The organism is Nocardioides sp. Soil805 (assembly GCF_001429625.1).
GTDB lineage: Bacteria > Actinomycetota > Actinomycetes > Propionibacteriales > Nocardioidaceae > Nocardioides.
The window spans coordinates 1,645,425-1,659,410 of sequence record NZ_LMSU01000001.1 but is presented as its reverse complement, the minus strand read 5'-3'; the positions used below and the strand labels follow the sequence as shown (position 1 = coordinate 1,659,410).

Annotated in this window: 17 protein-coding genes; 10 read left to right on the top strand and 7 right to left on the bottom strand. The window is 75.0% G+C overall.

All coding sequences use genetic code 11. The features are described 5' to 3' along the window. Positions 1–3 precede the first annotated feature (3 nt). The 4 genes from ASG94_RS08165 to ASG94_RS08150 all read right to left on the bottom strand — a co-directional run bounded on the left by ASG94_RS08165 (position 4) and on the right by ASG94_RS08150 (position 3,219). On the bottom strand, positions 4–393 hold the full coding sequence (locus tag ASG94_RS08165; RefSeq protein ID WP_056925783.1) for a hypothetical protein: 390 nt from the start codon (positions 391–393) through the stop codon (positions 4–6). Next, positions 390–1,109, bottom strand: coding sequence for a LytR/AlgR family response regulator transcription factor (locus tag ASG94_RS08160; RefSeq protein ID WP_056925782.1), 720 nt, complete (start codon positions 1,107–1,109; stop codon positions 390–392). Before ASG94_RS08160 ends, ASG94_RS08165 begins: the two co-directional genes overlap by 4 nt. A gap of 21 nt (positions 1,110–1,130) precedes the next feature. Beyond that, positions 1,131–2,276 carry a sensor histidine kinase gene (locus ASG94_RS08155; RefSeq protein WP_056925781.1) on the bottom strand — a complete coding sequence of 382 codons (1,146 nt, stop codon included), beginning with the start codon at positions 2,274–2,276 and terminating at the stop codon, positions 1,131–1,133. 88 nt (positions 2,277–2,364) lie between these two features. Beyond that, positions 2,365–3,219, bottom strand: coding sequence for a class I SAM-dependent methyltransferase (locus ASG94_RS08150; protein ID WP_056925780.1), 855 nt, complete (start codon positions 3,217–3,219; stop codon positions 2,365–2,367). Positions 3,220–3,247: 28 nt separating this feature from the next. Here ASG94_RS08150 and ASG94_RS08145 point away from each other — a divergent pair, with 28 nt between their 5' ends. Continuing rightward, positions 3,248–3,976, top strand: a complete 729-nt coding sequence (locus ASG94_RS08145) for a hypothetical protein (protein ID WP_056925779.1) — start codon at positions 3,248–3,250, stop codon at positions 3,974–3,976. A gap of 246 nt (positions 3,977–4,222) precedes the next feature. Here the strand turns inward: ASG94_RS08145 and ASG94_RS08140 are convergent, their stop codons facing one another. Beyond that, the gene (locus ASG94_RS08140; RefSeq protein ID WP_082624094.1) at positions 4,223–5,020 is read right to left on the bottom strand and encodes an HAD family hydrolase; all 798 of its coding nucleotides are present in this window, start codon (positions 5,018–5,020) and stop codon (positions 4,223–4,225) included. A 141-nt stretch (positions 5,021–5,161) separates the two neighbouring features. Between ASG94_RS08140 and ssd the strand changes: the two genes are divergently transcribed. The 8 genes from ssd to ASG94_RS08100 all read left to right on the top strand — a co-directional run bounded on the left by ssd (position 5,162) and on the right by ASG94_RS08100 (position 10,728). Further along, positions 5,162–6,184, top strand: a complete 1,023-nt coding sequence (gene ssd, locus ASG94_RS08135) for a septum site-determining protein Ssd (RefSeq protein ID WP_056925777.1) — start codon at positions 5,162–5,164, stop codon at positions 6,182–6,184. Continuing rightward, entirely contained in the window at positions 6,181–7,344 is a 1,164-nt protein-coding gene (locus ASG94_RS08130; protein WP_056925776.1) for a TadA family conjugal transfer-associated ATPase, read from the top strand. The genes ssd and ASG94_RS08130 overlap by 4 nt, the downstream gene beginning before the upstream one ends. A gap of 155 nt (positions 7,345–7,499) precedes the next feature. Then, the gene (locus ASG94_RS08125) at positions 7,500–8,147 is read left to right on the top strand and encodes a type II secretion system F family protein (protein ID WP_056925775.1); all 648 of its coding nucleotides are present in this window, start codon (positions 7,500–7,502) and stop codon (positions 8,145–8,147) included. A 5-nt stretch (positions 8,148–8,152) separates the two neighbouring features. Further along, entirely contained in the window at positions 8,153–8,872 is a 720-nt protein-coding gene (locus tag ASG94_RS08120; RefSeq protein WP_235537172.1) for a type II secretion system F family protein, read from the top strand. Between the two features lie 141 nt (positions 8,873–9,013). Further along, the gene (locus ASG94_RS08115) at positions 9,014–9,199 is read left to right on the top strand and encodes a DUF4244 domain-containing protein (RefSeq protein ID WP_056925773.1); all 186 of its coding nucleotides are present in this window, start codon (positions 9,014–9,016) and stop codon (positions 9,197–9,199) included. Between the two features lie 23 nt (positions 9,200–9,222). Next, positions 9,223–9,555 (top strand): TadE family type IV pilus minor pilin, encoded by a 333-nt coding sequence (locus tag ASG94_RS08110; RefSeq protein ID WP_200958032.1) that lies wholly within the window; start codon positions 9,223–9,225, stop codon positions 9,553–9,555. Further along, positions 9,552–9,926 (top strand): Rv3654c family TadE-like protein, encoded by a 375-nt coding sequence (locus ASG94_RS08105; RefSeq protein WP_056925771.1) that lies wholly within the window; start codon positions 9,552–9,554, stop codon positions 9,924–9,926. The genes ASG94_RS08110 and ASG94_RS08105 overlap by 4 nt, the downstream gene beginning before the upstream one ends. Before the next feature lie 313 nt (positions 9,927–10,239). Further along, positions 10,240–10,728, top strand: coding sequence for a hypothetical protein (locus tag ASG94_RS08100; protein WP_056925770.1), 489 nt, complete (start codon positions 10,240–10,242; stop codon positions 10,726–10,728). An 18-nt stretch (positions 10,729–10,746) separates the two neighbouring features. On the opposite strand, the gene ASG94_RS08095 is transcribed toward ASG94_RS08100, so the two are convergent. Both ASG94_RS08095 and ASG94_RS08090 read right to left on the bottom strand, forming a co-directional pair. Further along, positions 10,747–11,049, bottom strand: a complete 303-nt coding sequence (locus tag ASG94_RS08095; protein ID WP_056925769.1) for a hypothetical protein — start codon at positions 11,047–11,049, stop codon at positions 10,747–10,749. A gap of 9 nt (positions 11,050–11,058) precedes the next feature. Further along, positions 11,059–13,392, bottom strand: a complete 2,334-nt coding sequence (locus ASG94_RS08090; RefSeq protein WP_056925768.1) for a DEAD/DEAH box helicase — start codon at positions 13,390–13,392, stop codon at positions 11,059–11,061. 166 nt (positions 13,393–13,558) lie between these two features. On the opposite strand from ASG94_RS08090, the gene ASG94_RS08085 reads away from it, so the two are divergent. Next, the gene (locus tag ASG94_RS08085) at positions 13,559–13,897 is read left to right on the top strand and encodes an STAS domain-containing protein (RefSeq protein WP_056925767.1); all 339 of its coding nucleotides are present in this window, start codon (positions 13,559–13,561) and stop codon (positions 13,895–13,897) included. Positions 13,898–13,986: the final 89 nt, after the last annotated feature.

Here is a 13,986-nt window from a genome sequence, read left to right as displayed (position 1 = left end):
TGCTCACGGGGCGTCCGGGTCGTCGGTCACCAGCGCGGCGAAGTCGCGCTCGTTGGCCTCGGCCCGGCGGACGTACACCCAGCCCAGGACCAGCAGCCACGGGTAGGCGAGCACCCCGAGGAGCAGCCACGGGGCCGGGACGCCGAGCAGCCGCAGGTCGCTCAGGTGCGGGAAGAGGTGGAAGACCAGGGGGAGCACCCCCACGGTGAGGACCAGCGCGACCAGGACGCCCGCGGCCAGCCGCAGCTGCTCGCCGAGCAGCGAGGACATGTAGACCGCACCGAGCTCGCTGTCGGCGTCGATCTCGCGCGACGCCGTGGGTCGTACGCCGCTCGCGCGCCGTCGCGGGGGACCCGTGACCCGGACCCGGACCGGGCGACCGGCGTCGCTCACGGGGTCCGCCGGGTCAGCAGGTCCCGCAGCTCGCGGGTGTGCCGCCGGCTGACGGCGAGCTCCTGCCCAGCGACCAACACCGAGACCCGGCCCGCGTCGGAGCGGACCTCCTCGACGTGGGGGAGCGAGACGAGCAGCGAGCGGTGGATCCGCACGAAGCCGGCCGGCGCCCACTCCTCGGCCAGGGTGGACAGCGGTGTGCGGACCAGGTGCGAGCCGTCGCTGGTGTGCAGCCGGGCGTAGTCGCCCTGCGCCTCCACGTGCGTGATGTCGGAGCGCTGGACGAAGCGGGTCACCCCGCCGCGCTCGACGGCGATCTGCGCGTCGCCGGACGGGGCCGGCGCGCCCGCGTCGACCACGCGGCGTACGGCCTCGGCGAGACGCTCGGCCCGCACCGGCTTGAGGACGTAGTCGACCGCGGCCAGCTCGAAGGCGGACACCGCGTGCTCCTCGTGGGCGGTGACGAAGACGATCGGCGGCGGCGACTTGAAGCGGGACAGCACCTGGGCCAGGTCGAGGCCGGTGAGCCCGGGCATCTGGATGTCCAGGAAGACCGCGTCGACCTCGAGGTCCTGCAGCATCCGCAGCGCCTCCGTGGCGGAGTTGCAGCCGAGCACGCCGGCGACGCGGTCGTCGCGCTCGAGGAGGTAGGTCAGCTCGTCGAGGGCGGGCCGCTCGTCGTCGATGACGAGGATGCGCAGGCCGCTGGGGCTCATGCGGCGCAGCCTAGTGTCGGCTCACGTCCGCGCGGCGACGCCGGGCGCGAACTTCGGGACCCGCACGATGACCTTGGTGCCCGCCCCGGGGGCCGTCTCCACGACGAGGCCGTAGTCGTCGCCGTACGCGTTGCGCAGCCGCGCGTCGACGTTGCCGAGGCCCACCGAGTCCATCGAGGCGTCGCCGGCGAGCGCGCGGCGTACCCGCTCGGGGTCCTCCCCGGTGCCGTCGTCCTCGACCTCGATGACGCACTCCTGGTCGAGGTCGCGGGCCAGGATGCTGAGCCGGCCGACGCCGTCCTCCTTGTCGGCGCTGGCCTCGAGCCCGTGGCGCACGGCGTTCTCGACGAGCGGCTGGATGCACAGGAAGGGCACCGCCACGGGGAGCACCTCCGGCGCGATCCGCAGCGTCACCTGCAACCGGTCACCGAAGCGCGCCTGCTCGAGCAGCAGGTAGCGCTCGACCGACCTCAGCTCCTCGGCGAGCGTCGTGTACTCACCGTGGCGCCGGAACGAGTAGCGGGTGAAGTCGGCGAACTCGAGCAGCAGCTCGCGGGCGCGGTCGGGGTCGGTGCGGACGAAGCTGGCGATGGCGCCCAGCGAGTTGTAGATGAAGTGCGGGCTGATCTGGGCGCGCAGGGCGCGGACCTCGGCCTCCATCAACTGGGTCCGGGAGGCGTCGAGCTGCGCGAGCTCGAGCTGGCCGGAGACCCACAGGGCCACCTCGTCGGCGGCCCGGATCAGGCCGCCGGTCGCGTACGCCGCCCCGACGACCAGCGCGCCGACGATCGTCTGCTCGACGACCAGCGGCGCGAGCACGACCTGGCGGACCTCGCACCGGGCGCGCTGGCAGGCGAGGTCGGCCACCCGGGTCCGTCCGGTGTCGACGAGGTCGGGCAGGAACCGGGGCACGTCGTCGACGTGGTGCTGGCCCGAGCCGTCCCAGGCCAGCACACCGCTGGTGTCGGTGAGCGCGGCGGCCGGCGTGCCGAGGAGGGCGCGGAGGTGCCCGAGGCTGCGCTCGGCGGAGTCGGCGGTCAGGCCCGCGCGCAGCGCCGGGCTGGCCAGTGACGCGTTGTGCAGCGCCCGGAACGTCGCCCGGTCGGCCTGGGACCCGAGCGCGGTGCGCCCGCTGTCGGACCGTCGCCAGAGCCGGGGACGCACCATGCCCGGAGACTACTCAGGAGCCTCGGGAGGAGTCGGCCAGCACGTACGCCGCCGAGCGCCCGCGGGCAGCTCCCGGAGCCCGCGCTGCCTACCGGAAGTCGATGAGCAGCATGTCGGTGTCGGTGCCGTCCGAGACGATCGGACCCTCCTGGGACGCACCGTCGCCGGGATCGGTGGTCGTGCCCTCGTCACGGTCGATGACCTGGGCGCGGAAGCACTCGGTGCGGTACGCCAGCTGCATCCCGTCGTGCCCGCGCCCGTAGTCGTCGTACAACGCGCGGACCTTGTCGAGGCGTGCCTCGCGGGCCGCCTCGTCGAGGCTGGAGATGTAGGAACGCGAGGCGACGATGTCCAGGAGGGTCTCGCGGTTGACGTCCTGCCAGTGCGCGAAGGTCTTCTCCTCCACGAAGCCGAAGAGGTTCGACGTCACGACCGCCTCGTGGGAGGCCGACGTCATCGACCGCTCGCCCATGGCCGCGACGAGGCGGCGCACCCACGGGATCCGCTGGTCGAAGAAGTTCCAGGTGAGCGCCAGGTGGCCGCCGGGCTTGAGCACCCGGGCGATCTCCGGCAGTGCGACCGCGTGGTCGAACCAGTGGAACGCCTGCGCCGCGACCACCACGTCCACCGAGCGGTCGTTGGCGGGGATCTCCTCGGCGCCCGCGACCTTCGCGCTGCAGCCGGGGACCTGCGCCTCGAGCAGCTCGAGCATCGCCGGGTCCGGGTCGGTGGCGTAGACCGCGTGCCCCTGGGCGACCAGCTCCCGGGTCAGCTTGCCGGTGCCCGCCCCGAGCTCCAGGACGACCTTGGCCTCACCGCCGACGAGCCAGGAGACCGCCTCGGCGGGGTACGACGGGCGCCCCCGGTCGTAGGCCTCGGCCACGGCCCCGAAGGATCCGGACCACCGCGTGATGTCCTCGGGGGTGGGCTGCTCGTCACTCATCCCCTGCAGGCTACTAGCGTCTTCTCGCGTGACGACCGATCCCTTGGCCTGGCTGGTGGCCCTCGAAGGCGTGCCCTCGGGTTATGCCGCCGCCCGTGACGGCATCGACGTGATGCTCCGCGACCGGGGACTGCGGCGTACGTCGCCGGAGACGACCGCCGAGTCGCTGCTCCGCGGCGCCCACGCCTCCGCCGTCCTCGAGGGCTCGATGGCCACGCTGGCCGAGCTGCGCGAGGGCGCCGGAGACCAGGTCGCTGCGGACGCGGTGCGGATGTCCGCCTCCCTGCTGGCCCTGTCCCCACTGCTCAAGACCGCGCCACTGCAGGCCATCGCGCGCATCCACGCCGTCGTCGGCTCGGCCGTCCTGGACCCCGAGCAGCTGGGACGGCCACGCGACGCCGCGTCGGCGGACCGGCTGCGCGGGGTCGCCGAGCTCCTGCTGTCCGACACGGCGGCCCCGGCCCTGCTGGTGGCGGCCGTCGTGCATGCCGACCTGGCGACCGCGGCGCCGTTCGCGTCCCACAACGGGATCGTGGCCCGGGCGGTCGAGCGGCTGGTGCTGGTCTCCCGCGGGGTGGACGCCAAGTCGCTGGTGGTCCCGGAGGCCGGGCACCTGGCGCTGCGTGCGCAGTACGAGTCCAACCTGGGCGCCTACCGCGACGGCGGACCTCGCGGCGTGCACGCGTGGGTGCTCTACGCGAGCGAGGCCTTCGCCGCCGGTGCGGAGGCCTCCCCGCTGCGGCGGGCGGCCGAGTAGGTCGTCGCATGCGAACGGCACCTGATCGTGAGATCAGGTGCCGTCGCTGACACGTGAAGCCGGGCTACCAAGCGTGCAACATCTAACTGCTGTCCCGGTCGTGGCCGGTGACTCGCACCCTCTAGCGAAGGGTAGATCGCCGCGTGGGTACTGGGCTCACGTGCTGCTTGTGGAGTTGTGTGTCTCCGTTGTACGCCGCTGCGGGCGCGCGTTCAAGGGTTGACTTCCGCGCCGATCGGTGCGGGCTCAGGCCCCGTCACGGCGCTTGCGCGCGTTGACCCACAGCACGCCGCCCGCCGCCATCGCGCCTCCCACGGCCAGCGCGGCCAGCGTGGTCCGGGCGGGCGGCAGGGGGACCCTGGAGCGCAGGGCCACCGGCTTGTCGAAGACCAGCACCGGCCACCCCTCCGCCACGGCCGTCCTGCGCAGCTCGCGGTCGGGGTTGACGGCGTGGGGGTGGCCGACGGCGCGCAGCATGTGCACGTCGGTGACCGAGTCGCTGTAGGCGTAGGACCCCTCGAGGTCGTAGCCGACCAGCTCGGCGAGGTCCTCGATGGCGCGCGCCTTCTCCTCGGCGTACGCGTAGTACTCGATGTCGCCGCTGTACTTGCCGTCGACGATCTCCATGCGGGTCGCGACCACCCGGTCGGCGCCCAGCATCTCGCCGATGGGCTCCACGACCTCCGAGCCGCTGGTCGAGACGATGACCACGTCGCGTCCCGCCCGGTGGTGCTCCTCGATGAGGCTGACCGCCTCGTCGTAGACGATCGGGTCGACGATGTTGTGCAGGGTGTCGGCGACGATCTCGCGGACCGTGGCGACGTCCCACCCGGCGCAGAGGGCGGACATGAACGCCCGCATCTTCTCCATCTGGTCGTGGTCCGCGCCGCCGACCAGGTAGACGAACTGGGCGTAGGTGCTGCGCAGCATCGCCCGCCTGCTGATCAGCCCGCCGGCCTGGAAGGGCTTGCTGAAGGCCAGCGTGCTCGACTTGGCGATGATCGTCTTGTCGAGGTCGAAGAAGGCCGCGGTGGGGCGGGGCATGTGCGCCATCGTAGGCGCGAGACGTGAGGTGGGCGCTCACGCGGGCCGCCGGCCGTCCACAGGCCGGTTCCGCGGGTCGGTCGTCCACAGGCACGGGGCCGTGCCCGACCCGCCGTCGGTGCACCCGGCGAACCTCGGTCCATGCCACCCATCCTGCTCACCCGCGACCGGGCCATCGCCGACGAGGTCGCCCGGTTGAGCGCCGCCGCCGGCGTCCGTCCCGACGTGTACGACGACCCGCTCGCCGCGCTGTCCGCCTGGCCGTCCGCGCCTCTCGTCCTGGTCGGCGCAGACCTGGTCGTCGAGGTGGCCGCGGCGCGCCCCGGACGGCGCGACGGCGTGCACGTCGTCGGCTGGACCCCGGGGGACGGGGTGTTCCGGGCGGCGCTGGCCATCGGCGCCGGCACCGTGGGCGAGCTGCCGGCGTGCGAGGCCTGGCTCGTCGACCTGCTGGCGGACTCCGAGGAGGCTCCCGGGCGCGGCCGCACCCTGGGTGTGATCGCGGGTGCCGGTGGGGCGGGCGCCTCGACGTTCGCCTGCGCCCTCGGCCAGGCGGGTGCGTCCCACGGGGCTGCCCTGGTCGTGGACACCGACTCCCTGGGCCCGGGGCTCGACCGGGTGCTCGGGCTGGAGTCGGTCGCCGGGGTCCGGTGGGGCGACCTCGCCAGCGGCTCTGGGCGGTTGGGGGCTCGGTCCCTGCGGGAGGCGGTGCCGCGCGCCGCGGCAGGTCCCGGCGTGCTCACGTGGGCGCCCGGCGCCGTCGTCGAGCCCGAGGCGGGCGTCGTGCGCGAGGCGGTCGCCGCCGCGCAACGCGGCCACGACCTGGTGGTGCTGGACCTCGCCCGCCATGGCCGGTCGCTGCTCGACGAGCTGGTGGCCAGGTGTGACCGCCTCCTCGTGGTGGTCCCCGCGACCCTGGCCGGTGTCGCCTCGACCATCCGGCTGCTCGAGCGGCTCGGCACCGTGTCGGGTGCCGGCCTGGCCGTGCGCCCCGGCGGCGTGTCGTGGGACGACCTCGAGCGGGCCACCGGCCTGCCCGTCGCCGTCGAGGTGCCGCAGCAGCGCGGCCTGCCGGAGTCGGTGGACCTGGGCCTCGGACCCCTGCGCCACCACCGGGTGCCGCTCGCCAGGGCCGCTCGCCAGGTGCTGGGTGAGGCCGCATGACGGCGCCGGCGACCGTTGCTCCCGGGGTGCTCGACGAGGTGCGCGAGCGGCTCGCCGCCACGCCCGGAGACCTGTCGCCCCACCGCGTGGCCGAGGCGCTCCGGGCCGCCGGTCGACCGGTCGGCGACGCCATGGTGCTGGCCGTGCACGACGAGCTGCGCCGTGACGTGCTCGGCGCCGGTCCGCTCGAGCCGCTGCTGCGGCGCCCCGGGGTGACCGACGTGCTGGTCAACGGCGCCGAGGAGGTGTGGGTCGACTGCGGGGACGGCCTCGAGCTGACCGGCGTCCGGTTCCCCGACGACGCCGCCGTGCGCCGGCTGGCGCAACGGCTGGCCGGCACGGGTGGCCGCCGGCTCGACGACGCCACACCGCACGCCGACGTGCGCCTCCCGGACGGCACCCGCTTCCACGCCGTGCTCGCCCCGACGTCGCGTCCGGGCACGGTGGTCTCGCTGCGGGTGCCCCGGGCCCGGGTGTTCACCATGGCCGACCTGGTGGCGGGGCACGCGGTGACCGAGGAGGGTGCCGAGCTCCTGGCCGCGATCGTGGCGGCCCGGTCGGCCTTCCTCGTCACCGGCGGCACCGGGACCGGCAAGACCACGCTGCTGGCGGCGATGCTGTCCCTGGTCGACCCGGGCGAGCGGCTGGTCCTGGTCGAGGACTCCAGCGAGCTGCGTCCCGCCCACCCCCACGTCGTCGGCCTCGAGGCGCGACCACCCAACATCGAGGGTGCGGGGGAGATCACGCTGCGCACCCTGGTGCGCCAGGCCCTGCGGATGCGGCCCGACCGCCTGGTGGTGGGTGAGGTCCGTGGCGCGGAGGTGGTGGAGATGCTCGCCGCCCTCAACACCGGGCACGCCGGCGGCTGCGGCACGGTGCACGCCAACTCCGCCGCCGACGTGCCGGCCCGCCTCGAGGCGCTGGCGCTGGCGGCCGGGCTGCCGCAGGCGGCGGTGCACAGCCAGCTCGCGGCCGCCCTCGACGTCGTGGTGCACGTGGCGCGAGGTCCCGACGGCGTACGCCGCGTGGCCCAGGTCGGGGTCCCGCGCCGCGGCCCCGACGGTCTGGTCAGCCTGGAGGTCGCCGTCTCCTTCGACGCCGCCGGCCGGGTCGAGCGCGGGCCGGCCGCCCGTGAGCTGTCCCGGCGGATCTCCCCGTGACGTCGCTCGCGTGGTGGCTCGCGCCCCTCGTGGCCGCGGTGGCCGCCTGGTTGGCGTGCCCGTCGCCTCCCCGACCGTGGCCCGGGTCGGGGGACGCTCGCCCTCTCGCGGGGCATCGCCGGGGGGCAGGCCTGCTGGTCCTTCTCGGTGCGGCCGTGGCCCTCACGGTGGGAGGCGCCGTTCCCGCGCGGGCGGTCGTCCTGGGCGCGGTCGCCGGCCTCGTCGTGCTCGGCGCCGAGCGGATCTGGAGGCGGCGTCGGGCTCGCCTCGTGGCCGACGCCACCGCGCGGCACGTCCTGGAGGCGTGCGAGGTGGTGGCGGCGGAGCTCGCCGCCGGTCGCCCGCCCGATGCCGCCCTGGCCCAGGCCGCGGGTCGGTGGCCGGGACTCGCGCCCGTCGTGGAGGCGCACGCCCTCGGGTCGGACGTCCCGGCGGCCCTGCGACGCCTGGCGCAGGTGCCGGGCGGCATCGAGCTGCGGGTGGTCGCGTCGGCCTGGCAGGTCTCCCAGCACTCCGGGCACGGGCTCGCGGACGCCCTCGCGCGGGTCGCCGAGCGGATCCGGTCGCGCCGTCGCACCCGACGGGTGGTGACGTCCGAGCTCGCCTCCGCTCGCGCGACCGCTCGGCTCGTCGCCACGCTGCCGGTGGTGGCCCTGGCCATGGGGTCCGGGGCCGGCGGTGACCCGTGGGCGTTCCTCCTCGAGACCCCCGTCGGGTGGGGCTGCCTGGGTCTGGGCCTGGCCTTCGGGCTCCTGGGACTGTGGTGGATCGAGGTCATCGCCGACGGGGTGGACCGACCGTGACCGCGGTGGCGATCAGCGCCGCCCTGCTGGCTGTCCTGCTGGCCGTCCCGCCTCCGCCGCGGTGGGAGGCGGTCCGCCCGGACGACCGGCCCGACGCGCTGCCGGCCCGGCCCCGGGTCCGGCCGACGTGGTGGCGTGCGGTGCTGTCCGGCCTGGCGGGCTGCGCGGCGACGCTCCTGCTCGCCGGACCGTTGGGTCTCCTCGCCGGACCGGTCGCGGCCGTCGCCGCCTGGGTGGCGCTGGGGCGTTCGGAGTCCGCTGCCGTCCGGGACGCCCGCGGCGCAGCGACACGCGACCTGCCGCACCTCGTCGACCTCCTGGCGGCCACGCTGCGGTCCGGCGCAGCGCCGACGGCGGCGCTGGCGTCGGTGTGCGCCGCCTGCCCGGGACCGGCCGCCGACCGGCTGGAGCCCGTGCTGGCCCGGCTGCGGGTGGGGGCGCACCCGGGCCAGGTCTGGGAGGTGCTCTCCCGGGACGACGTGCTCGCACCTCTGGGACACACCCTCGCGCGCGCCGAGGCGAGCGGCACCTCGGTCGCCGACGCGATCGGGCGTCTCGCCGACGACCTCGAGCGGGAGGCCCTGGCCTCCGTGGAGGACCGCGCCCGGGCCGTCGGCGTCAAGGCCGCGGTGCCCTTGGGACTGTGCCTCCTGCCCGCCTTCATCCTCATCGGGATCGTGCCCACGGTGGCGGGCCTGCTGGCCACGCTGCGGCCGACGCCGTGAGCCACCAGCCCTCCACAGCCGCGGGTGGCGGGGTCGCCCTCCACAGTCCCGGACGCGCGGACCCCGGTCGTCGGTCGGGCCGCCCAGAGTCGACCCCGACACCACCCGGCACCGTGCCGGGCACCACCGAGAGGACACGACATGCACGAGACGTTCCGACCCGGCCGACGCGACGAGCGCGGGATCACCACCGCGGAGTACGCCGTGGGCACCGCCGCCGGGGCCGGGTTCGCCGGCCTGCTCTACCAGCTGCTCAGCGGCGGCTTCGGCGACCGGCTCCTCAAGACGCTCTTCGACCACGTCCTGGGCCTGCTGGGCATCGGGTGAGCCGACGGTCCGAGCGAGGAGCGGTGACGGCCGAGCTCGCGCTCGGTCTCCCGCTCCTCCTCGCCGTGACGGTCGGCCTCGTCTGGCTGCTGGCGGCCGCCACGGCGCAGGTGCGCGTCGTCGACGCGGCCCGCGAGGCCGCCCGGGTCGCCGCCCGGGGTGACGGCATCTACGCGGCCCAGGGCGTCGGGCGTCGGATCGCGCCGACGGGTGCGGACCTGTCCGTCCGACTCTCCGGCGGCGAGGTGCGGGTGGAGGCCTCCGCAAGGATCGACGGTCCGGGCGGGCTCTTCGACTTCCTGCCCGCGGTGCGGGTGCACTCCACCGCAGTGGCGGTCGCGGAGGAGGGTGGATGAGGGGCCACGCGCTGCGGCGCTCCCGCCAGCCGGCGGCGGAGAGGGGTGCCGCGACCCTCCTGGTCGTGGCTGCGGCGGGGCTGCTGCTCTTCCTCGGCCTGGCCCTGGGCGGCGTGAGCGCCCTCGTGGTCGCCCAGCGCCGCGTGCAGTCGGCCGCCGACCTCTCCGCCCTCGCCGGGGCCACCGCCGCGGTGGAGGGTGGCGATGCCTGTGCAGCGGCGGCCGGGACTGCCCGGGCCAACGGGGCCGACCTGGTCGGCTGCGTGCGCTCCGGGGACAGCGTGCGGGTGGCCGTCACCGTGCCCGGGGTCGCGGTGCCGGGCGGGTCGCGCGACGTGACGGCCGAGGCGCGGGCGGGTCCCGCGCCGTGACGGGTGAGGCGTGGGCGACGCCGACATCGCGGGGATCGGCAATGGGCAATTGAGGTCATTGCGGTCACCCCCATGGGGTTCCTACGTTGTGGCGCTCATGCACGAGGGGGATCTCGATGAGGTGCGGACGCGCGTTGACGACGGTGCCGGCGCACGGGGCCGGTCCGGCCGACGACAGCGCGATCGCGCTCGGGGACGGGGGGACCCGATCCGCATGAGCCCGCTGGACCCGCACCGCCGACCTGGGGCGTCACCGCAGCCGCGCGATGTCCCGGGCTACGCCGAGGCGGCCCGAGCCGGTCAGGTGCCGCGGGTGCCGCCGAGCCCCCCACGGGTCGAGGGGCCCACGGCGGCCGGGGCGCTGCGCCGGGTCGTCGTGGTCGGCGTCGCGTCGGTGGTCGCCGTCGTCGCGGCCGTGCTCCTCGGCGCCGACGGACGCCGGTTGGCCCTCACCACGGTCGGGGTGGTGCTGGTGGTGGCCGGCATCGGGGCCGCCGCCACCGCAGCCGCCGTACGCCGCTTCGGTGACGTCCAGCTGTCCGAGCTCGCGCGTGGCTACACCACGACCACCTACGAGATGGGCCGCTGGTGGCTGGGGGCCGCTCCGGGAGGTCCGCTGACTGTGGGGTGGGTGCAGTGGGACTGGACGGGGACCTGGATCCTGCGCCCGTCCGGTGAGGTGGTCGAGCCGCCTCGGCCGGATCGCGATCCACCCGGGCTCTACCCCTCGCCCCGTGGAGGTGGGTGGGAGGTCTGGACCGGGCACCAGTGGACCGGTTACGTCCCTCGCCGCCTGCAGTGACCCCCGCCGGGGCCTGCGTCAGATGCGCTCGTCGGGCGTGGTCGGGTGGTCGTCGCGTCGCTCGGAGTCCACCCGCTCGAGCTTCTCGTTGAGGCGGGTGAGCTCCTTGCGCTCACGCCGGTGCGCGAGGCTGCGCCGGGTGCCCCACTTGAGGATCGAGTAGCCCCACAGCACGGCCGCGCCGGCGGCGACTCCGACCAGGAAGATCGCCAACGAGCTCATGTCGACGCCCAGCAGCTCGCCGCTGCCCTCGCTCACGAAGACCGCCGACAGGATCGCGATCGCGCCGAGGATGATCAGCAGCAGTCCGAGTATCACCATGGGGAGAGGCTACCCACCCGTGGCATGGGTGAGCAGCAGGTCCAGCAGCGCGACCGCGCCGGGCTTGTCGAGCGGGTTGTTCTGGTTGCCGCACTTGGGCGACTGGATGCACGAGGGACACCCCGTCTCGCACTCGCAGCCGGCGATCGCCTCCCGGGTGGCGGTGAGCCACTCCTTGGCCGCCGCGAACCCCCGCTCGGCGAAGCCGGCGCCCCCGGGGTGCCCGTCGTGGACGAAGACGGTGAGCCGTCCGGTGTCGGCGTGCAGCGCGGTGGAGACACCGCCGATGTCCCACCGGTCGCACGTGGCGAAGAGCGGCAGCAGCCCGATGGAGCAGTGCTCGGCCGCGTGGGCCGCCCCCGGCAGGTCGGCGGCGGCCAACCCCGACTCGGCCAGCAGGTCCGCGGGGACGGTCCACCACACCGCCGTCGTGCGCAGCGAGCGCTCCGGCAGGTCCAGCGGCTCCTCGCCGAGCACCTCGCCGCCCGGCTGGCGCCGCTTGAGGAACGACACCACCTGGTGCGACACGTCCACCTCGCCCAGGGACAGCCGGCACGCTCCCCAGGCCCGGTGGTCCCGCTCGGCGAGCACCGAGATGTCGGTGACCTCCCTGGCGGAGGTGGAGTAGTCGGGCTCGGCGGGATGCATCACCGCCACGTGCTCGTCGAGGTCGAGCGACTCCACCAGCCACGTCTCGCCCCGGTGCACGTAGACCGCGCCGGGATGGGCGGTGCCGTGCGCGCTCGCCCCGTCGACGGTGCCGATGACCCGCCCCGTCGAGGACTCGATGAGCTGCACCTGGCTGCCCCCGCTCGAGCGGATGTCCGCGAGGTCGCTGGCGCGGCGACGGTCGGTCCAGAACCAGCCCCGGGCCCGTCTCCGCAGCAGACCGCTCTCGGCCAACCGCTCGACGACGTCGCGGGCCGTCGACCCGAAGAGCGGCAGGTCCTCCTCGGTCAGCGGTGCCTCCTGCGCCGCCGCGCACAGGTGCGGGCCCAGGACGTAGGGGTTGGTGGGGTCGAAGACGGTCGCCTCCACCGGCCGCCCGATGAGCGCCTCGGGGTGGCTCACCAGGTAGGTGTCCAGCGGGTCGTCGCGCGCCACGAGGATGCCCAGCGCGTCCTGCGCGCCGCGCCCCGCCCGGCCGACCTGCTGCCACAGGGCCGCCCGGGTGCCGGGGAAGCCCGCGATCAGCACGGCGTCGAGCCCGCTGATGTCGATGCCCAGCTCGAGGGCGTTGGTGGCGGCCAGCCCGGTCAGGTCCCCGCGGCGCAGCGAGGCCTCCAGCGCCCGGCGTTCCTCGGGGAGGTAGCCACCGCGGTACGCCGCCACCCGCGACGGCAAGGACGGGTCGACCTCGGCCAGCAGCTCGGCGGCGGTCAGCGCGACCTGCTCCGCTCCCCGCCGCGAGCGGATGAACGCGAGGGTGCGCACGTCCTCGGCGACCAGGTCGGCCAGCAGGTCGGCGACCTCCGAGGACGCGGCGCGGCGTACGGGGGCGCCGTGCTCACCGGCGTGGTTGACGAAAGGCGGCTCCCACAGCAGCAGCGACACCTGGCCGCGCGGGGAGTGGTCGGCCGTCACGGCCTCGACTGGCAGGCCGGTCAGCCGTCCGGCCGCGACCTCCGGGTCGGAGACGGTCGCGGAGGCGAGGACGAACGTCGGTGACGCGCCGTACATCGCGCACACCCGTCGTAGTCGGCGCAGCACGTGCGACACGTGGGCGCCGAAGACTCCGCGGTAGTGGTGGCACTCGTCGACGACGACGTACTGCAGGGACGCGAAGAACGACGCCCACCGGGCGTGGCCGGGCAGCAGCGAGCGGTGCAGCATGTCGGGGTTGGTGAGGACGTACTCGCCGAAGTCCCTGGTCCACTCCCGCTGCTCGCGGGGGCTGTCGCCGTCGTGCGTCGCGGCACGGACGTCGAGGCCGAGCCCGGCGATGGTGGACAGCTGGTCGTGGGCCAGCGCCTTGGTCGGGGCGAGGTAGAGGACCCCGGCACCGCGCTCGCCGCGGGCGCCCCGCGAGGCACGGATCGCCGAGAGCGCCGGGAGCTGGTAGGCGAGCGACTTGCCCGACGCCGTACCGGTCGCGAGGGCCACGTGGTGCCCGGCGTGGGCCGCGTCGGCGGCCGCGGCCTGGTGCTGCCACGGCTGCACGATCCCGGCGGCCACGAAGGCGTCGCGGACGTCTCCCGGGACCCACGCCGGCCAGTCGGCGACCCGCGCCGCGCGGGGCGGCATCACCTCGAGGTGGCGCAGTCGGCCCTCCCGTCCAGGCACGCCGGCGAGCCGGTCGACGAGGGCGGCGACCGAGCGGTGTGCTGGAGTCGCGAGGGCCACGTCGTCGAGTCTGGCAAACCCCACCGACACCACCACCCTCGGGCTTGCATGCGAGGGCGGGCTGTCGGGTACGCCTGCACGCTCGTCGCGCACGTGGTTTGATACTGCCGACAGCATTCGGGGCGACTGGCTCCGTGTGCCCATTTCTTCCGGACCTGGAGCAGTCGTGGACCTGACCCTTGCGACCCGCGAGGTGGACGGCCGTGCCGTCGTCGCGGTGGGCGGAGAGATCGACGTCTACACGGCGCCCAAGCTGCGCGACCAGATCACCGAGCTCGTCGGTGCCGGCAGCTACAACATCGTGATCGACCTCGAGGCCGTCGAGTTCCTCGACTCCACCGGCCTCGGCGTGCTGGTCGGTGGCCTCAAGAAGGTCCGCGCCCACGACGGCTCCCTCGAGCTCATCTGCAGCCAGGAGCGGCTGCTCAAGATCTTCCGCATCACCGGTCTGGCGAAGGTGTTCGTGATCCACGACTCCGCCGACCCGTCCGTCGCCTCCAGCTGATCGCACGCCCGACGCACGGTGCGTCGGACGTGGCCCCGGACGTCAGGACGCGGGACGTCGGTACGACGCCGCGCCCGACGCGAGCCGGC

Excerpts from the sequence above, each read along its gene's own strand:
- ASG94_RS08160 (WP_056925782.1), bottom strand. The coding sequence starts at position 1,109 with ATGAGCCCCAGCGGCCTGCGCATCCTCGTCATCGACGACGAGCGGCCC.
- ASG94_RS08155 (WP_056925781.1), bottom strand. The coding sequence starts at position 2,276 with ATGGTGCGTCCCCGGCTCTGGCGACGGTCCGACAGCGGGCGCACCGCG.
- ASG94_RS08150 (WP_056925780.1), bottom strand. The coding sequence starts at position 3,219 with ATGAGTGACGAGCAGCCCACCCCCGAGGACATCACGCGGTGGTCCGGA.
- ASG94_RS08140 (WP_082624094.1), bottom strand. The coding sequence starts at position 5,020 with ATGCCCCGCCCCACCGCGGCCTTCTTCGACCTCGACAAGACGATCATC.
- ssd (WP_056925777.1), top strand. The coding sequence starts at position 5,162 with ATGCCACCCATCCTGCTCACCCGCGACCGGGCCATCGCCGACGAGGTC.
- ASG94_RS08130 (WP_056925776.1), top strand. The coding sequence starts at position 6,181 with ATGACGGCGCCGGCGACCGTTGCTCCCGGGGTGCTCGACGAGGTGCGC.
- ASG94_RS08115 (WP_056925773.1), top strand. The coding sequence starts at position 9,014 with ATGCACGAGACGTTCCGACCCGGCCGACGCGACGAGCGCGGGATCACC.
- ASG94_RS08105 (WP_056925771.1), top strand. The coding sequence starts at position 9,552 with ATGAGGGGCCACGCGCTGCGGCGCTCCCGCCAGCCGGCGGCGGAGAGG.
- ASG94_RS08095 (WP_056925769.1), bottom strand. The coding sequence starts at position 11,049 with ATGGTGATACTCGGACTGCTGCTGATCATCCTCGGCGCGATCGCGATC.